This is a genomic window from Candidatus Spongiihabitans sp., assembly GCF_965247905.1.
In the GTDB taxonomy this organism is placed as follows: domain Bacteria; phylum Pseudomonadota; class Gammaproteobacteria; order Arenicellales; family Poriferihabitantaceae; genus Spongiihabitans.
In genome coordinates this window covers 2,912,001-2,929,481 of sequence record NZ_OZ252047.1, presented here as the reverse complement: position 1 = coordinate 2,929,481, position 17,481 = coordinate 2,912,001, and the positions used below count along the sequence as shown (strand labels likewise).

General features: G+C 54.1%; 17 protein-coding genes. 6 read left to right on the top strand and 11 right to left on the bottom strand.

The window, feature by feature from the left end:
- Positions 1-46 precede the first annotated feature (46 nt).
- From pssA to ffh, 8 genes are all read right to left on the bottom strand, one after another.
- A complete protein-coding gene (gene pssA / locus ACP158_RS14910; protein ID WP_424946892.1) occupies positions 47-841 on the bottom strand; it encodes a CDP-diacylglycerol--serine O-phosphatidyltransferase in 795 nt (264 codons plus the stop codon).
- 110 nt (positions 842-951) lie between these two features.
- Positions 952-1,599: a phosphatidylserine decarboxylase family protein gene (locus tag ACP158_RS14905; RefSeq protein ID WP_424946891.1), complete on the bottom strand. Its 648-nt coding sequence runs from the start codon at positions 1,597-1,599 to the stop codon at positions 952-954.
- A gap of 133 nt (positions 1,600-1,732) precedes the next feature.
- A complete protein-coding gene (locus ACP158_RS14900; protein WP_424946890.1) occupies positions 1,733-2,470 on the bottom strand; it encodes a hypothetical protein in 738 nt (245 codons plus the stop codon).
- The gene (locus tag ACP158_RS14895) at positions 2,467-3,378 is read right to left on the bottom strand and encodes a DNA adenine methylase (protein ID WP_424948482.1); all 912 of its coding nucleotides are present in this window, start codon (positions 3,376-3,378) and stop codon (positions 2,467-2,469) included. The genes ACP158_RS14900 and ACP158_RS14895 overlap by 4 nt, the downstream gene beginning before the upstream one ends.
- A gap of 52 nt (positions 3,379-3,430) precedes the next feature.
- Entirely contained in the window at positions 3,431-4,444 is a 1,014-nt protein-coding gene (gene ilvC / locus ACP158_RS14890; RefSeq protein ID WP_424946889.1) for a ketol-acid reductoisomerase, read from the bottom strand.
- A 79-nt stretch (positions 4,445-4,523) separates the two neighbouring features.
- Positions 4,524-5,018 carry an acetolactate synthase small subunit gene (gene ilvN / locus ACP158_RS14885; protein ID WP_424946888.1) on the bottom strand — a complete coding sequence of 165 codons (495 nt, stop codon included), beginning with the start codon at positions 5,016-5,018 and terminating at the stop codon, positions 4,524-4,526.
- A gap of 10 nt (positions 5,019-5,028) precedes the next feature.
- Positions 5,029-6,759, bottom strand: a complete 1,731-nt coding sequence (ilvB, locus tag ACP158_RS14880; protein ID WP_424946887.1) for a biosynthetic-type acetolactate synthase large subunit — start codon at positions 6,757-6,759, stop codon at positions 5,029-5,031.
- Between the two features lie 105 nt (positions 6,760-6,864).
- Positions 6,865-8,226 carry a signal recognition particle protein gene (ffh, locus tag ACP158_RS14875; protein ID WP_424946886.1) on the bottom strand — a complete coding sequence of 454 codons (1,362 nt, stop codon included), beginning with the start codon at positions 8,224-8,226 and terminating at the stop codon, positions 6,865-6,867.
- A 221-nt stretch (positions 8,227-8,447) separates the two neighbouring features.
- Between ffh and ACP158_RS14870 the strand changes: the two genes are divergently transcribed.
- The 6 genes from ACP158_RS14870 (at position 8,448) to ACP158_RS14845 (ending at position 14,748) form a co-directional block, all read left to right on the top strand.
- Positions 8,448-9,215 (top strand): cytochrome C assembly family protein, encoded by a 768-nt coding sequence (locus ACP158_RS14870; protein WP_424946885.1) that lies wholly within the window; start codon positions 8,448-8,450, stop codon positions 9,213-9,215.
- A 57-nt stretch (positions 9,216-9,272) separates the two neighbouring features.
- Positions 9,273-10,343 carry a hypothetical protein gene (locus ACP158_RS14865; RefSeq protein WP_424946884.1) on the top strand — a complete coding sequence of 357 codons (1,071 nt, stop codon included), beginning with the start codon at positions 9,273-9,275 and terminating at the stop codon, positions 10,341-10,343.
- A gap of 112 nt (positions 10,344-10,455) precedes the next feature.
- Complete coding sequence (locus tag ACP158_RS14860; RefSeq protein WP_424946883.1) at positions 10,456-11,004, top strand: hypothetical protein; 549 nt, start codon at positions 10,456-10,458, stop codon at positions 11,002-11,004.
- Positions 11,005-11,046: 42 nt separating this feature from the next.
- Positions 11,047-12,729 carry a hypothetical protein gene (locus ACP158_RS14855; protein WP_424946882.1) on the top strand — a complete coding sequence of 561 codons (1,683 nt, stop codon included), beginning with the start codon at positions 11,047-11,049 and terminating at the stop codon, positions 12,727-12,729.
- The gene (locus tag ACP158_RS14850; protein WP_424946881.1) at positions 12,726-14,288 is read left to right on the top strand and encodes a formylglycine-generating enzyme family protein; all 1,563 of its coding nucleotides are present in this window, start codon (positions 12,726-12,728) and stop codon (positions 14,286-14,288) included. The genes ACP158_RS14855 and ACP158_RS14850 overlap by 4 nt, the downstream gene beginning before the upstream one ends.
- A gap of 250 nt (positions 14,289-14,538) precedes the next feature.
- Positions 14,539-14,748 (top strand): hypothetical protein, encoded by a 210-nt coding sequence (locus tag ACP158_RS14845; protein ID WP_424946880.1) that lies wholly within the window; start codon positions 14,539-14,541, stop codon positions 14,746-14,748.
- Here ACP158_RS14845 and ACP158_RS14840 read toward each other — a convergent pair.
- The 3 genes from ACP158_RS14840 to ACP158_RS14830 are packed head-to-tail and all read right to left on the bottom strand — an operon-like array spanning position 14,745 to position 17,372.
- The gene (locus tag ACP158_RS14840) at positions 14,745-15,221 is read right to left on the bottom strand and encodes a hypothetical protein (RefSeq protein ID WP_424946879.1); all 477 of its coding nucleotides are present in this window, start codon (positions 15,219-15,221) and stop codon (positions 14,745-14,747) included. The genes ACP158_RS14845 and ACP158_RS14840 overlap by 4 nt on opposite strands.
- Positions 15,211-15,828: a hypothetical protein gene (locus ACP158_RS14835; protein ID WP_424946878.1), complete on the bottom strand. Its 618-nt coding sequence runs from the start codon at positions 15,826-15,828 to the stop codon at positions 15,211-15,213. Before ACP158_RS14835 ends, ACP158_RS14840 begins: the two co-directional genes overlap by 11 nt.
- On the bottom strand, positions 15,825-17,372 hold the full coding sequence (locus ACP158_RS14830; RefSeq protein ID WP_424946877.1) for a S8 family serine peptidase: 1,548 nt from the start codon (positions 17,370-17,372) through the stop codon (positions 15,825-15,827). Before ACP158_RS14830 ends, ACP158_RS14835 begins: the two co-directional genes overlap by 4 nt.
- Positions 17,373-17,481 lie beyond the last annotated feature (109 nt).

The window sequence follows — 17,481 nt, the reverse complement described above, 5'->3', positions numbered from 1 at the left end:
AGGCCCGATTCGGTACCAATCAATCGAAGTTTAGACGTTTTTTGCGCTATTTTGATTTCTTTTTAGCGTTGATCGACTGTATTTTTCCGGAATCCGCATGACCATTGCTATCGTCTTCATCATCTTCATCGTCGTCTTCATCTGGCAGAAACGCCGGGTTTTCAATAATGCCGCGCTGTCTGCGAATAACCCAACCGATGGGGCCGGATGCGCCATAGGCCAGCGCCATCAAAAACAGTACGCGCGGCGGGTCGAACGAAATCAGGACAATGATGCCCAAAATAGCAATCAATGCGAAAAACGGCACTTTGTGCTTGGGATCGAAATCCTTGAAACTGCGAAACTTGACATTGCTGACCATTAAAACAGCCATGAGCAAGGTGACCAGCGCGCTTATCCACGACATTGATTGCCCGGAAATTCCGGTTTCATGGAAATTCCAAACCCAAAACGAGATCAAGGCCGCCGCCGCCGGGCAAGCCAGGCCATAAAAATATCGATTGTCCTTAATGGTCAAGGTGTTGAACCGCGCCAATCGCAACGCCGTTGCCGCGGCATACAGAAATGCAATTAACCAGCCGGTCTTGCCAATATATTGCAACGACCAAAAATACATGATCATGCCCGGCGCAACGCCAAACGCCACCAGATCCACCAGGCTATCGTATTCCTTGCCGAAATCGCTTGCCGTATTGGTCCATCGAGCGACCCTGCCATCCAGCCCATCCATGATCATTGCGATTAATATGCCCACCGCGGCGTTGGCAAAATCACCCTGGGTCGCCCGGATGATGGCGTAGAAGCCGAAAAACAACCCCGCTGTGGTAAACAGACTGGGCAAAAAATAAATGCCTTTGCGGCCGTTCTGCGACGGTGGATCGTTTATTTCCATAACGGGATTGTTTCTTTTCTGGCTGATGATGACTAAATCGGCATGGCGATCATCATGACTTAATAGCCGGGCAAATAGCCGATAGTATGGCTGCCCGAACTTACCCACTGCCCTAATTTTACCGCTAATCTGCACTCCAGCGGCAAATATAAATCCACCCTTGAGCCAAAACGGATAAAGCCATAGCGTTGTCCGGTGTGCACACTATCGCCCAGTTTGACATAACACAGGATTCGTCGAGCAATTAATCCCGCTATTTGAATACTATAGACCTCGAAACCGGCGCTGGTTTCAATACAAATTGCATTGCGTTCATTTTCGCCAGAGGATTTATCCAGTGCGGCGTTGACAAACTTACCCGGGTAGTACCAATGGTGCTTGATGGTTCCCGAAATGGGGATGAGATTGGAATGCACCGAAAATATATTCATGAACACGCTGACTTTGAGCACTTTGGCATTATCCTGATAGGGGTTTTCCTGCTCGCCGATAGAGACCACCTTGCCGCTGGCCGGGGACACGATGGCGCCAGGCTCGGTAGTGATGTTGCGTTTCGGATCACGAAAAAACTGCAACACCAATAAAACGCCAATCCATACCACAATCGATCCGTAGCCGAACCATAGCGTTGCGCCCACACCAAGCAGAGTCGCTATGATTAAATGCACGATACCTTCCTTAGCCAGAATTGGGTAATCAATGGCCATTATGATTTAATAATTGTTACAACTGATAGTGCGTCTCCGCCCCTGCTAGGGTAGAAATGCGGGGAAGCGAAAAGGAACGTTGAATAATAAAAAATATTTTTGAACTTGGGTCATTAAATCCAGATTGATTGCGTCATGTGCCGTTCCTAATATGTTTCAGTTCCGGCAAAAGTTTTGGTTCCAATTTGGAAAGAGAAAACCAATTATCAGATCCGACAAAATGGACAGACGGCGTCCGCGGTATCGATTTGTCCTTTGCTACTATGGTTCTAGGGAAACAACACCGCCAGTCATCATATGAACATCTGACGAGTTCCTTGTCTGTACTCACGCCATAGTGTTTTTTAAGATATACAATTTCTTCTTTTTTATACAAGAGTTCCAACTGATCCCCAAGCGTCCTCCCTTGAAAGATAGCATTTGACACATTGCAGACAATCAAATCAAAGTCGCCCACCAAATAGCGATCATTTGTAGTTTGACTTTTACTAATATTGCTACGCGACCTGTGACACTTTACCTTAAAATACGGGGCATTAATCAGTGTCCGAGGAGAGCCCAGCCTAAAACTGCCGCGCACTGCATTTTTTGCCTCCACTTTCAACCGATATCCTGCTTTAGAGTGCGTGATGCTGATATCCTCATCGTATACTCCTTGCTGTGCGTTGAGATTCAGTTTTTGAACCTGCCAGTTACGCCCCAATAGCTTTTTAAGAACAGCCGCTGCAATATATTCAGTGGCCTTGCCACGCATCATCGACAAGACCTTTTGGTCTTCCAGAATATCCAGTAAGTTTTCTAATGGAATATTATACCGTTCGCAGTATTCTTGTACGCTATCGTAAATTTGGGCGTGGCTAACTTTATTCACAAAAGCACCTTTTGTTTCGGCACGATAAGCGTTGAAAGATGAACAGGGTTACAAATTTCTATGCTGTTTTTATCATAATTCTTGATAAACACCTCACGTCCATTGTACCGCTTGCTTTTGTGACCATCCGCCGACTTTTTACCGTTTTTCTGATCATCTGTCCGATTGATTGTATATTGCCATTCATGTTCTTCCACAACTTCGCACCAGTCATACAATTCTCTAATCCTCTTCGAGTTATCGTAGGTGATTAGAAAAAGTAGGCGTTCAGCATTGCGAATCAAGCAGTTTCTCAGCCGGACATGGTCGGCCATATCAAAGTTACAAGAGTAGAATTTCTTCTGATCGGCTTTATAATAGGGTGGGTCAACAAACAAAAAAGCGCCAGTCGGCGCATTATTGATACAATCTTCAAAGTCAACAGACGTACACGTCACGCCTTGCAAACGATCAGATACTGTTCGTAAATGTCGTGGCCAATTTTCAGGGCGCATGGAGTATTTTTCATGATAGCCCCAATAGCAATTTTCTGGTTTCATTATGCCGGAATAAGATGTCCGATTTAGATAGTACCAACGAAAAGCTCGCTCCAAATCGCTTTTTGGTTTGGATTTATTCTTGTAATAGGTGTGCTGTTCTTTGGTTGCCGGAAGCCCCTCCAAAAGATCCAAAAGCCCGTTCAAATTATCTCTTATTTGAGAGAATGTATTTATAACATCGCTATCTAAATCATTCAGGACGGATGTTTTAGATGGTTCCTTGGCGAAGAAAATAGAAGCGCCGCCAGCAAACGGTTCATAATAAACATCTGTATCCGGGATGTGTTTCAAAATAAGTTTGCGAGCGTAAAATTTTCCACCAGCGTAGCGGAATGGAGAATTGCTTTTGCCTGATTTAATACCGTCAATGATGTTCAAGCCATTAATTTCCAAAGAGTTAAATCAAGGTTACTATATGAAATTAATTCTTCGATTTGTCGATGACCTTGCTCTCGCCGATCCAGGACATCATCGAGCGCAGTTTAGAACCGACTTTTTCGATTTGATGCTCCTGGCCCTTGCGCCGTAGTTCCGGGAAACGCTTGCCGCCGGAGGCATTTTCATCCATCCATTCGCGCGCAAATTCACCGGATTGAATTTCGCCAAGAATTTTTTTCATTTCCGCCTTGGTTTGCTCGTTGACGATTCTTGGCCCGCGGGTCAAGTCACCGAATTCAGCGGTATTCGAAATTGAATATCGCATATCAGCAATGCCGCCTTCATACATCAAGTCAACAATCAACTTCAACTCGTGCATACATTCAAAATACGCCATCTCCGGCGCATAACCGGCTTCCACCAGAGTCTCGAATCCAGCCTGCACCAAAGCCGTCGCGCCGCCGCACAGCACCGCCTGCTCGCCGAATAAATCGGTTTCGGTTTCTTCCTTGAAGGTGGTTTCAATGATGCCGGCGCGGCCGCCGCCAATCGCCGAAGCATAGGCCACGGAAATATCCAGCGCATCCGCGGTTGCGTCTTGATGAATCGCTACCAGGCATGGCACACCGGCGCCGCGTTCATAAGTGGAGCGCACCAGATGACCGGGGCCTTTAGGCGCGATCATGATCACGTTCAGGTCTGCGCGCGGCTTGATATAGCCAAAATGAATATTAAAGCCATGCGCGAAAGCCAGCGATGCGCCGGGCTTGAAATCGGACTCAATGTCCTTATAAATTGCGCCCATCGATTCATCCGGACACAGCATCATGACGATATCGGCCTGGGCCACGGCGTCATTGACCTCGGCCACATTCAATCCGGCCTGCTCAGCCTTGTCTCTCGAACTTGAATCGTGGCGCAGCCCGACCACCACATCGATACCGCCGTCTTTGAGGTTATTGGCGTGGGCATGGCCCTGCGAGCCATAGCCGATAATGGCGACTTTCTTGCTGCGAATCTTTTCAGGATTCGCGTCTTTGTCATAATGCACTTTCATGATTTTTCATTCTGCCTTGGTTAATTGCGTTTTTGATTAATTGCGTTAATTTAAAATTCTCTTCGTGGCAAAAACAACGTCACGCCTTAAGCGCGTTCTTGCCGCGGCCAATGCCCAGAATGCCTGAGCGCACAACTTCAACCAATTCGATTTGCGACAAGGCTTCGAGGAAAGCATCGACTTTTTCACTGCTGCCGGTCATCTCCAAAGTATAGGTCGATTCGGTCACATCAATAATACGACCGCGGAAAATATCCACCAATCGCTTAACTTCGTCTTTTTGATCGATGTTGGCGGCACATACCTTAACCAGCATGAGTTCTCGCCCAAGATGCCTGCCTTCGGTCAGGTCACGCAGTTTGACCACATCAACCAGTTTATTGAGCTGTTTGGTGATTTGCTCGATGATGGCGTCGGTGCCGCTGGTGACGATGGTCATGCGCGACAGCGACTGGTCATCGGTCGGGGCCACGGTCAGGGATTCAATATTGTAGCCGCGCGCGGAAAACAGGCCCGCGACCCGCGATAACGCGCCGGATTCGTTTTCCAGCAAGACCGAAATTATCCGCCGCATCAGGTTTTCATCAGGCCAACTCCCGTTCCTGGGCATCCCGGTCGCCCGGTTTCAAGTGCATTTCGCTATGCCCTTTGCCGGCCGCTATCATGGGATAGACGTTTTCGGCAGGGTCGGTAATCACATCCACAAAAACCAGTCGGTCTTTCATCGCAAACGCTTCTGCCAAAACGTCGTCCACCTGCCCGGGATTCTCAACCCGCATACCGACATGACCATAACTCTCCGCCAGTTTTACAAAATCCGGCAGTGCATCCATATAGGAATGTGAATATCGGCGATCATAAAAAAACTCCTGCCACTGCCGCACCATGCCCATATACTGGTTATTCAGGTTAATCACCTTGATCGGCAATCCGTATTGCAAACAGGTGGACAACTCCTGCAAACACATTTGAATACTCGCATCGCCGGTAATACAAACCACGACCTCATGCGGAAATGCCAGTTGCACGCCCATGGCCGCCGGCAAGCCGAAGCCCATGGTGCCTAATCCGCCGGAATTGATCCAACGGCGCGGCTGCTCAAAGGCGTAATATTGCGCGGCCCACATTTGATGTTGGCCGACATCGGAAGTGATATAGGCCTCGCCGCCGGTGATTTCCAATAGTTTTTGCACCACGTATTGCGGTTTGATTACCTTGTCGTCGAGGTCGTATGCCAGCGAATCCTTGGTTTTCCACTGGTTGATTATTTTCCACCACTGATCAACCGCGGCGCGATCAATGTTGTCCGCTTTGGTTTTCAATTGCTCATTCATGACCAGCAGCACTTCATGGCAGTCGCCCACAATCGGCACTTCCACCGCCACGTTTTTGCCGATGGACGCCGGGTCAATATCAATTTGCACGATTTTGGAATGCGGGGAAAACTTCGCCAACTCTCCGGTTACCCGGTCATCGAAGCGCGCGCCAATCGCCAACATGACATCACATTCATACATGGCCATGTTGGATTCATAGGTGCCGTGCATGCCCAGCATTCCAAGAAAGCATGGATTGGACGCCGGGATCGCGCCGAGTCCCATCAGCGTGCTGGTGCTTGGAAATTTCAGGGTGTCCACCAGTTGCGTTAACGCCTGCGCGGCATTGGCAATGACCGCCCCACCGCCGCTATAAATGATCGGCTTTTTCGCGCCCAGCAAAATCTCGATGCCGCGCTCAATCTGCTTGGGGTGGCCTTTGGTGCGCGGCTGGTAAGAGCGCATATTGATGGTTTTGGGGTATTTGTATTCAGCGGTCTGCGCGGTGATATCCTTGGGCACATCAACCACCACCGGGCCTGGTCGCCCGGAAGTGGCGACATAAAACGCTTTCTTCATGATCTCGGCCAGTTGGTTAACATCCTTCACCAGAAAATTATGTTTTACGCATGGGCGGGTGATGCCGACGGTATCGACCTCCTGAAATGCGTCATCGCCAATCAAGTGAGATGGAACCTGCGCTGTGATAACCACCATTGGGATGGAATCCATAAAAGCGGTGGCGATGCCGGTGACGGTATTGGTCACGCCCGGACCAGAAGTGACCAATACCACGCCAGCCTTGCCTGTGGCCCGTGCATAGCCGTCCGCGGCATGGGTCGCACCTTGCTCGTGGCGCACCAATATATGCTTTATTTTGTCCTGACGATACACCGCATCGTAAATATGCAATGCCGCGCCACCGGGGTAGCCGAAAATGTATTCGATTCCTTCATCCTGGAGACAACGGACGAGAATATCTGCACCTGTTAAAATCACTGATTACCTCTAGTTAAAAAGTCCGCACCGGGACTTGCCACATACTAATAACCGCCGAGTATAACGATATTTAATACGAGTTTCCAAGAGTTTGCATTGACGCCGTCAAAACCGTCTGCCCGGCATTGCGCCGCCGTGGAATTGATCGAGCAAGCCTTTCATCGCCCCTTTCTTTTTCATCCTTTTCATCATTTTTTGCATTTGCAGAAATTGTTTCAGCAGGCGATTGACATCCTGCACTTGCGTGCCCGACCCGGCGGCGATGCGTTGTTTTCTGGCGCCGCGAATGACTGCGGGGAATTTTCGTTCGTGCGGCGTCATTGAATTAACCATCGCGATAATCTGAGCGGTTTTCTGGTCATCCGCCTGAGCCAGCGCCTTTTGCGGGAGTTTGTCCAGGCCGGGAAGTTTTTCGACCAACCCCATAATTCCGCCCATATTCCGCATTTGCATCATCTGCTCGCGGAAATCCGCTAAATCAAAACCTTTGCCTTGGGTGATTTTTCTCGCCAGTTTTTCCGCCTGACCTTTGTCAACTTTACGCTCCACTTCCTCAACCAGAGACAATACATCGCCCATGCCTAAAATACGCGAAGCAACGCGCTCGGGGTGAAACGGCTGCAACGTCTCCATGCCCTCGCCGGTCCCTAAAAACTTGATCGGCGTACCGGTCGCCTGGCGAATGGACAGCACCGCGCCGCCGCGCGCGTCGCCATCGGTCTTGGTCAAAATCACCCCGGTCAAGGGCAGTGCCTGAGCAAACGCTTTGGCACTGTTGACTGCATCCTGCCCGGTCATGCTATCCACAACGAACAGAGTTTCTATGGGTTGTACCGCTTGATGCAACGCCCTGGCTTCATCCATCATTTTTTCATCCACATGCAAGCGTCCCGCGCTATCGACGATAACCACATCAATGCTGTTTTTACGCGCCTGGCGCAAAGCATCCATGGCAATGTCCACAGGTTTTTGTGATTGGCCGCCGGGATAAAAATTCAACCCAATATCATCGGCAATGGCCTTAAGCTGAGCGCTGGCTGCCGGGCGATAAACATCAGTGCTGACCAGCAGAACAGATTTTTTCTGACGGGTTTTAAGGAAATGACCCAGTTTACCCACTGTGGTCGTTTTACCCGCGCCGTGCAACCCGGCCACAAAAATCACTGCCGGCGGACGCGCTGATAGATTAAGCCCTTCATTCGCATCGCCCATCAACTTGACCAACTCGTCCTGAACGATTTTTATCACCGCCTGACCCGGTTGCAAACTGCCCGATACCTCGGCGCCAACGGCCCGAACCCTTACTTGTTCTACAAAACTTTTAGCGACCTCAAGCGCAACATCCGCTTCCAATAATGCGATCCGAACCTCGCGCATCGCATCGGCTATATTCGCTTCGGTGAGACGGCCTCGGCCACGCAGGGTTTTTATTGTGCCGCGCAGTTTGTCGCTGAGTGAGTTAAACATGTTCAGTAATCATTTTAGTCAGTATTTTGATTGGCGGCGATTGGCGGCGTTCGGGATACTCCGTGTATAATCAGCATCTGGCTACTCATCTCGATAATATCCGCCGATAATATCCACCGATAATATCCACCGATAATATGTCTTCGTCACTCATTTTGATAGTTGCTTGTGCGGTTGTTTACTGCCTCGGCACTTATTTTGTTCGGCGCAGCTTGCGCGCCATGAAATATCATGACCAAGATCGCGAGGCTGTCCGCCACTCCGAATACACTATCCGCGCCCTGGTGGCATTAGTCATCGTGTTACATGGCATTTTGCTGCAGCAAAATATCTTCAGCGAAAGCGGTATAAAAATTTCCTTGGGACTAGCGGTATCAATGGCGGGATGGGTTTCCGTGGCGCTGTATTTTTGCATCTCCCTGTTCAAGCGCACCTTCAACCTTGGCATCATCGTCTTGCCGATTGGCTTGTTTGCGCTATTGGTCGGGGCTGGCTCGGCCGACAACGCCTTTCCAATCGACCCAATTCCGCATAACCGCATCCCTCAGGGAATGGGCTGGCATATCGCCTTGGCGATACCCGCTTATGGCGTATTATCCGTCGCTTTCGCCCAGGCGTGTTTATTGATTATGCAGGATCGCTTGCTGCACAAACCCAACCCGGGCAACCGGCTGCCCGCTTTTCCCGCCATACAAACCATGGACGCGAATCTGTTTTGGCTGACGCTGTCGGGATTTGTGCTGATGAGCGCCAATTTAGTGATCGGCATGGCCGCTAACTTAAAAAATTTTGGCGCATTACTGGATTTCAATCACCATATAGTATTTTCCATATTGGCGTGGTTTTGCTTTGCGTGCTTGCTGTTAGGGCGTAAAATCGCCGGCTGGCGCGGTCAAGCCGCCGCAAAATGGACTATTGCCGCATTCGGAATTCTTGTTTTAGCCTATTTTGGAACGCGCTTTGTCAATGAACTGCTGCTCAGCGGCTGAAATTGAATTGAGACTGACCCTGCCGCCGCCACAAAAACCAATACCTCGAGACCGATCATGACTTTATACTGGCCTGCCCGCCTGTCGCTACTGCTTCATTTCATCCTGCTGGCGCTGGTCGCCGTCAATCTGGTGCGGGTGCTGGAACTGCCCGTGTGGCTGGCCTTGGTGCCGCCGGCGCTGGCACTCGGGGCGCTGGCCGCCACCTGGTTTTTCCTCGCCACCCGCCACGCACTGTTCACTTGTCTATTGGCGTTGGGCACCATCGCTCTGGTGGCAGTGGCGTTGGTACTGGCGGTGCCCGCCTGGCAGGTGATTAGCACCGGCGCCAGCGGTGCCTGGGCCGGGCGCATGATGCCCATGTTTATCGCCGTGCTCGCACTCCACGCCAGCAACCTGTGGATTGCCACTGTGGACTCCGGTGAACACGAACAAAGCCTTGAACGCCTGGCGCGCCTGCTCTACGGCCCGGGTATATTGTCGTCGCTAATCACCGCGCTGATTCTGTGTGCCGGCACGATTCTTGGCCTGGAGTTGCTGGCGCGCAGTGGCGCCGAGGTGCAAGCAGTGACGCGGCGCTTTCTGGAACGCGGCGTGATTCCGCCGATCACCATGCTGCTGTTTTTCTGGGGCATGTTGCTGTTGCTCGGCAAATCGTGGAACGGTTGGTACTTGCGCCGAGTGCTGGCAGGTTGGCGCACCAACCCGCGCCCGCGAGTCTCGCTTTTCGCCGCCAGCCTGGATGCGCTCAGCGCAAACCCCGCCGACCTTGACATGTCGATGCAGTTGTTATGGCGGCGGCACGAGGAATCGTGGTTGATTCCACGCTACATCTGTTGGGCGGTGCCGATTTTGGGTTTCATCGGCACCGTGCTCGGTATTTCGCTGGCGGCTGACGGCATCCGCCGCATCATCGCCTCGGATGCCGGGCTGGCCAGCCTGTCGAGCGACCTGGATGCCGCCATCGCTCCGCTCGGCATCGCCTTTGACACCACCTTGATCGCGCTGTCGTTGAGCGTGCTGCTGATGCTGGTGCTGGCGCTGGTGCAACGCAGCGAAGAGCGCTTGCTCGCCACCCTGGAACGGCGTTTGCAAGAAACCTTGTCGGATGCCGCGCCACGCTTATAACTTCTTGCGCCTCGTTTATAAATTCTTTGAACGGGCATCGAGTATTGGCTTTGTTTAAGTTTGGTGTTGAATTCATGCTCGCGCTCGTTGCTTTAAATATAAGGGGTTCAAGGTGAGACGCGCGTCGCCTGGACGCACCTCGTCGACGCGCACTTCCGGGGCCGCCCTGCAAGAAGAGAACAACGCGCCGATGATGGCCATTTTCGGCGGCGTGTTCGGCGTGCTGTTGGTGTTTCTGGTGGTGGTCAACCTCTATTCCGATGCGGCACAACGCGAACGGTTGGAGCGCGGCAGCGAAGACGGACTGTACCGCATTGAACGCCTGGACGGCGGCAGCGGTTATGTGGTAATCACCTTTCCCGACGAGTTGCGCATCATTGAAACCGGCCTCAGCATCAACCCGGCCGAGGTGTGCACGGCCGGCAGCCCGTTCGTTGACTATGCCCGGCGCGTTTATCAGGACAACGGCAACCAACTGGTGTTTTTCATGCTGGAAGGCAGCGTGCCGACCATGGCGCTGGCGCGCGAGTGCTTGCGCCAAATGTGGCCGCAACAGGTGTTGGCCATCGGCTGGGTCATCGCCGATAATGAACTGCTCAAATCGGTGGCGTTGAACGACATCCCCGACTACATACAGGGCTACGCCGAGCCCTCTCCATGAAAGAAAGCCCATGAAAGAAAGGCCATGAGCCGGCGGATGCAAATGCCCGATTTCGCCGGCACCGCGTTAGTGGATATCCTCGCCAACGGCTTGGCCATGCTGATTATCGTCATCGTGCTCAGCATCGCCGCGCGCGGCGAACACGAACAACGCACCGCTTCGCAGGTGGAAGAGGTGGAAACCATGATGAGCCGCCGCTTCAGCACCTCGCTGGTGCTGAACAGCCTGGCGGCGAGCGCGCCGGCGCAGTTGCACGACTACCGCAACTCGCCGCTCGATCAACAGTACGACCCCCAGATGTTGCCGATTATTGAATTACACCGCGGCTTCGTGCGTGAATTTTACAGCGGGACAATCTGGCGCCGCGAACAGTTGCTACGCGAACCGAACGGCATGGACGCTTGGCTTGCCGGCTTTGATCAGGAGCGCAAACGGCGTCTGCGCGCCGACGTGTATGACATCGCCCAATTTTATCTGGCCATGTCAATTTTGCGCGACCACGACATCACCGTGCAGCATTGGCATTTTCTCTCTGGCGGGCTGGGTCTGGCCCAAGCCGGCCATTGCCCGCCCGCTGTCGCCGCCCAGGATTGTGGTGCGGGCACCGGCGCGGCGGCGACAGAGGGCTTGCCGACACTAGCGCAAGGCGATGGCGGTGGCGATGAAACCTGGCCGCCGCCGGGTTTTCCGGGAGCGCCCGGCGAGGGCGCGGCGGCCGGCTTCGGTGCATTCCCAGGCGGGGCCGCCCCCGGTCCGTTGCCGGACGCGGCCGGTTTCGGCTCGTTTGCAGACGCGACCAACTTCGGCAGTGGCGCTCTGGGCGGCAGTTTTCCCAATGCGCGCCCGGGCTCGCAGTCTCAGGGGTTGCTCGGTGCACTGGCGGCCGAGAGCGACGGGCGCATCCGTTTTCGGCTTTCCACGCCGGAGTCGCTGCGCCCGGATAGCGATCAGACGCTCAATTGGGGCGATGCCGAGCCCACCGTAGAACGGGTGCTGATGGTGCTGTTTGATTTCATCGGCAAGCTGCAAGCAACTCTGGATGCGGGTGCCTCGCCGAGCGCCCAACTGGCAAACTTTGAGCAGCTGCTCAACCGCGCATTCACCACGCCGCCGACGCTTGATCCGCAAACACGCACGCTGGTAAGCACGCTGGTTTGGGATGTCTTCCAAAATCTGGCACAAGACTTGCCCGCTGATGGACACCACCAACCGCAACTCAAGGTCATCCCGCTTGAATTTGAGGAGCAGGCGAACACGGCACTTATCATTGAGCCCAATCGGCGGCTACAGCAGGTCTCTGTCGGGCAGGCACGACATAACGCCGCGTCGCTGCCTGCGGTAGCGCGTCCGCGGCTACGGCTAAACACCCATCCCGACGTGTGGCGCGGCCTTTCGCTGCCGCTTGAATGGAACTCAATACTGCTGATGCCGCCGAGACAACAACGCACCAACCAGTTGCGTTGGCGGGCGGTGGCCTACATCGCGCCCAGGTTTGATGACTTCATCATCGGTTTCATCGATGCAGCCATTGATGCCGACGGACGGCTGGTGGTGCAAGCCGAAGACAACCGGGTACGCCTGGACGGTCGCCCGCTGCTGACGCCGTACCGAGAAGCCGGGTTCGGGACACGCGGTTGGCTGGTAACGTTGTACGCCATACTGATGGTTTGCCTGCTCGGCTTCCTGCTGCTGGTGCGACGCTTGGCCACGGCGTGGCGAAAATGAAGCAATACCGCATCGCCGTATTCGGTCTTGGCACGTTGGTGCTGTTGCTGTTGTTGCTGACCCAGTTCGGTTCTCGGGCGTTACATAACGATACCGTGACCGTGGAACTCGGCTTTGAAGCATCGCACAGCCGCCGTGCCCGGGCGTTTGACCAGTTTCTGTTTGAAGCGCTGGAGCGCGGGTATTTCGGCACTGAGCTACGGCGACGTCTGCACCGACCGGCCCATACCGCACAACTCAATGCCTTCTGGGCCGATACCTGCGAAGTGCGGCAACTTGACTTTGAGCGTTTCGCGAGATGGCAACAACGCGACGGTGCGGCGGTGTCCGACCCGGGGGCGTTGTACAGTTCATCCAGCGGCCATCGCATTGCCGGATTGCTGCAGTCTCCGGCAAGCGGAGTAAACTACAACGGCGCCGTTGCCTACTGCGCAGCGGCGGGCGGCCGCCTGCCCTGGGCCGAGGAATGGGAAGCACTGGCGGTTGGGCGTGAGGGGCGTTTGTATCCGTGGGGCGACACCTTCGATGACAGCCCCTGGCCCTACCAAAGCGCCCACCGCAACGCCGCACAACCGTGCGCGCTACACCCGGCTACGGCAACACCCAAAGGCGTGCATGATCTGGTCGGCGGCGTGATGGAGTGGAGCCGTGGTCAGCGCGGCATCCACACTCTGCAACGACAGACAGGGGCGCACGGTGCTCCGGCGGTGCGGGTGCGCGGGCGACCGCTGTACGCACTGGCCGCCGCCTGGCTTGATATTGAGCCACAAACGCGCAGCCACCATCTGGGTTTTCGTTGCGTCTATCAACAGCCGCCGGTGGCCACCCTGCCATGGGGTGCGATGCCGAAATCGGTGATGATTCCCGCTGGCCGCTATCCGCTCGGTGTGCCACGGGACTTGCGGCTGGCACGGATTGCGGTACTGTTGCCGGCGGCACGGCAACACCAGGCACGCAGTCTCATCAGCCAAACCCGGGGCGCACGGCGCATAGCGGTGAGCCGTTGCGAAGTCAGTCGCAGCCAATACCGCTCGTTTTTACGTCATCCGCTGGCGCGCCTCGGTCTGTTTGCCAACGAACACGAGCCACGTTGGCAAAACTACACGCCGCAAAACTGGGAGCAGCAACTGCAGCGGCCCGAACTGCCGGTGAGCGGAATCAACTGGTGGGCGGCGGACGCATTTGCCCGCTGGGCCGGCGGACGATTGCCCCGGGTTGAAGAGTGGCAACTGTTGGCCGCAGGGCCGGATGCCAATCCATACCCTTGGGGCGATGATTATGCCGCAAACAACGCCGCCACCGGCGATCAGACCGAACCGGGACCGCGGCGGTGCGCGGACGCAGTACACGACAGCACCGCCAACGGCGTGCACGATCTGGGCGGCAACGTCTCGGAGTGGACCCTCTCTGTCACCGCCGAACGAGGCGACTACGCCGCCTGGGTGCAAGGCGGTAACTGGCTGTTACCCGGCAAAACCACCGCACGCAGCGTGTTTGGGCGACTGGTGCCCCTCACTCACCGCTCCGACAGCATCGGCTTCAGAGTGGTGTACGACTGAGAGGAGCGACCGGCCGGGAGCATTCCCCTCTCCCCTGCCGTTCATCCCCCCACCACATAAACGGACTACGCTCGTTTGACTCCTCCTCAAGGGAAGAGTGATTCTGTTACTTGATTTCCCGTCGTCATTCCAACGAAAGAACGTCACCCCTGTGAAAACAGGGGTTGGAATCCAGTTAAATATGCGTCTCGCGTAGCGGGACACGACCGCCAGGGAAGGCGGAAGTGCAAATAATGTCGGGAACAATTATTTGCCGACCGCCAGGGAAGGCGGAAGTGCCGATAATGCAGGGAACAATTATTTGCCGACACCACAAGCCCAAGGCTTGCGCCAACGCCGCCGCATAATGTCAGCGGCTTGCGCCGCAGGTGTCTCGCTGGATTATCGGGTCAAGCCCGATAATGACGGCGGGGGTATTAGCCGCAATCGTGGCGGTGTTGATAGCGATGACCGCGGCTAATCCGTCAGTGTAAACACATGAACACCGTCGTGTCGCCAGAATTGATAGCGCAGTAAATATTCATCGCCGCTACGATAGCGCGCGTTGTCCAGCGTAATTTTATGCTGTTGTTCAATGGACTCGTGCGCCGGCAACACCGCGGCGGCGACCACTTGCGCGCACAGTCGGTTCGGTTCGCGTTGTACTATTTTGTCGGCGGACGCGACCGCCCAGCGAAACACCGCGCACGGCGTGCCGGCGAATAACTGCAGCGGTTGCGCGCTGGGGTTGTGCAAGCGCACGGTGACTTCAAGCACGGTCTCGCCGTTCGCATCGATGGTCACCGCAACGGGCGCGACGATGGATACTTGCGCGGCGGTGGGCGTTTGTGGCGAGGGTGATGATGCGTTATGTGCGCGGGTGCATCCGCCAACGCTAAGCAACGCCAACCACGCGATGACGCTGACGATGACAAGGCGCGCACTAAAATTCATGGACATAAACGAGTTGGTGGTAACGCTGCAACTTATGCGATGGCGGATCAAAATCCGACCACGCGGTCACGGTGCCGCAATAATATTTCCGATTCATTTCATCGCGGCATGCTTTATGCGCAACCCGTCCGCCGAACCAACCGCCCGCGGCAAAGGTAAAATATTTACCCGACCCGATTGACAAACTGCGCGCATAGCCGACGAACAACGCCGGGCGGATGGTTATTTTCTTTGCCTGATAACCGCTGTCAACACCAACCGAAAAAATCTCGCCCGCTTTGCGTCCGGCGTAATGCCAAACCATGTTCACGCGCGGCAAACTTGCTTGGTAAAACCGCGACACATTATGCGCCTCGTTGTTATACGACACCGCGAGTTTCGGTCTTTGCATGAGTTGTGCGCCATCGGCTAAATCAATCGCGGTGTTGTCGTTGTCGGTGATTCGCAATGCGCTCAGCCACGGCTGCGGCGGCGCAACGTTTTGTTGTTTTGCCGCCAATGCAATGTCGGCGATGACACGCCCGTCGTCCATCGCTGATGCCGACAATGACAACAACGCAACCACAACGCCGACGATGGCAATCATCGTGCGAGTAAAAGATTTCATTCTAATTTACCAATCGGCGACAACGCATCCAGTATGTCAACCCGCCCTTGTCCGTAAATCGCAACATTGCACCTCGGATAACATGCAAGTCCTTGATATGTCGCCGTGTCTAACAAAATCTTCGCAGTTTGCGCGCCGCCTAAACCGGGGAACTTGCCGCGCACCAATGCGGCGAAACCGGCAACTCTGGGCGCGGCGTAGGATGTGCCGCGATTGGTAAATACATTTTCAGTAACCACTTGTATGTTATTGCAATATGTGGTTATCGACGCGCTACATAAATACGCACTCTCATCATATGGTGAACCGCCATATTCAACCAGGAATCTTTCTTGCATTTGCGGGAACATTCCGGCGACATTGCTGTAAGCGGCAATTCTTGCCCGGGAACTAACGCTGTCATTTTCGCCAGCGACTGAGGTGCGCGCAAACTTATCCAATGCGCCAACGATAATCGCACGATCTCTTGTATTCGGTGCACGCGAACTGACTAACCGCACGTTGCCAATTACCAATGCAGCATCTTCCCCATAATTGTTGCCCGCGGATTTGGTGATTACCGCATCTCTTAATGCGATTGACAGTGCAGTCGGCGTGGTATGTGAGTTGGCAACATCTCTAAATCTTGGGTTATTGGTTCTTCGGTCAAAAGCGGCTAGCAACTCTTCCCTAGTAATACCATACAAGTCAACCGGACCTTCCCCGAAACTCTGATTGACCACATGAATTGTTGGAATATTTCCCCTTAGCTCAACGTTGTCAATTTGCCTTAATCCACCTTGCCGGTAGGTTGTTAGAACCCGAGAAAATCGTGGGTCACCACTTGCGGCTATTGCCGCTTCTAATCCATAGAAAGTGGCGCCGGGAGCAATTTGATTTGCCGCCATTCCTACGGTATAGCTATGAACGCCTCGCGGGTCGTATCGATTCGTCGGCTCGCCTACCAAACCAAATGCCCGAAAATCGTCCATTATCAAAATATTTGCCCCCGTCCCAATCCAACCCTGACGCCATGCGGTGCGGACATCACGTGGCGGGTTTGGGACTACAATTGAAGGATCATTATCAAAAGGGCCTTCGATTCTGCGGTGGAATGCAGTGATGCCCTGAAGATAAATTGAAGTGTCGTCATCCAAAACATTCACTGCACGATTATCCGCATCGGTATAACATCCGGCACCATCCAGCCCCGGCACACAATCTGGACGAAAATATGGTTCATTCGTTCCTGTGTTGCCCGTACGCACAATCGTTTCTATTGCACTACGTGTTGGTGCTGGCGATGTGGTTGGGGCTTGAGGAATCGGTGGCGGCGTTCTGTTGGATGCAACAGGTTGTATTGGAATAGTAAAGTCGGTTGGGTCTGGTGCTACCGGCGGCACCGTGACAATTGGGTCTGGTGCTGGTGGTGCTGTGCTACTTCCCCCACTACTCCCCCCACTACTCCCCCCACTACTCCCCCCACCACCACCGCATCCGGCCAACACTAACAACACGGATAACGCCAGCGCGATCATGGCGCCGGCCTTGATATTGATTTTCATTTTTACCCCACGGGTCGTGAATCATGGCAATCCCCCGAGCACGCAAGGTGTCGGGTCGTTGCCAGATCACAAACACGTGAGAGTGAAATTCCTGCCTATTCGCACCATT